This window comes from Terrabacter sp. 2RAF25, from assembly GCF_052115265.1.
Classification (GTDB): Bacteria; Actinomycetota; Actinomycetes; order Actinomycetales; family Dermatophilaceae; genus Terrabacter.
The window spans coordinates 1-803 of the sequence record NZ_JBFRGJ010000025.1 but is presented as its reverse complement, the minus strand read 5'-3'; the positions used below and the strand labels follow the sequence as shown (position 1 = coordinate 803).

The window sequence follows — 803 nt, the reverse complement described above, 5'->3', positions numbered from 1 at the left end:
GCCGTGGGTCTTGCTGCGTCTGCGCCTGCGGTTCCCTGTTACAAGAACAGATTTGATCTTCGATCTGTTCTTGTAGAGGCCGGTCTTTACCAGCCGACAGGCCGGAAGTTTTCGACTGCATTTCGAGGGCGGACACGGCTTTTCTGTAGAGAGCTTCGGTCCGTTGCAGCATTGCTTCGAGCGCCTGGACAGGCAGGGCATCGTAGCGGCGAGGCCAGCTTTCAAGTATCAACCGCAGCGCCGGCAAGTCGTCTGCCTCGGGGCAGGACTGGGCCAGATCGTCAATCGCGGATCGCGCAAGGCGGCGGGCGGCTGAAACCTGCTTCTTGAGGATGGTGCGCTGCTTGGTCAACGCGAGGCGTTCTTCCTCGACGCGGGCCAGCTCGTCCACCCGCTCGATCAAGGGCGAGAAATCCAATCCAAGGGTGAAGTGGCCCCATCGCCCACGCGCGCCCCCTGCCCCAACTCGGCGCAGGATGATCCCGGCTTTGGAGAGTTGCGTTTCGGCGGCACGGACCGCCCTTGTGCTGCGGCAGCACGCTTCGGCAATGACAGTCTGCGCGGCAAAGCAGACAGGTGCCGTGCTTGGCGAGGTCCAGTCGGCAGGCCGGGTGTGCTGAATCATGACCAGCAAAATGCGGATCGTGGCAGGATTCAGCCCGAACACGTCGCCGCAGCGGGTCAACAGACGCTCAACATCGCTGCGTTCAAGTCCATGTGGCAGGACTGGATAAGCGGGCCTGCAAGCCGCTGATTGATAGGAAAAAGCTCGGTTCATCTATCCGCTGTCCTCGGGTGAAGCG

General features: G+C 61.6%; 1 protein-coding gene. It reads right to left on the bottom strand.

The genetic code is table 11. The features are described from left to right. Positions 1-778, bottom strand: a 778-nt coding sequence (locus AB4091_RS21785) for a helix-turn-helix domain-containing protein (protein WP_442294989.1), incomplete at its 3' end; no start/stop codon positions are given. Between the last annotated feature and the right edge of the window lie 25 nt (positions 779-803).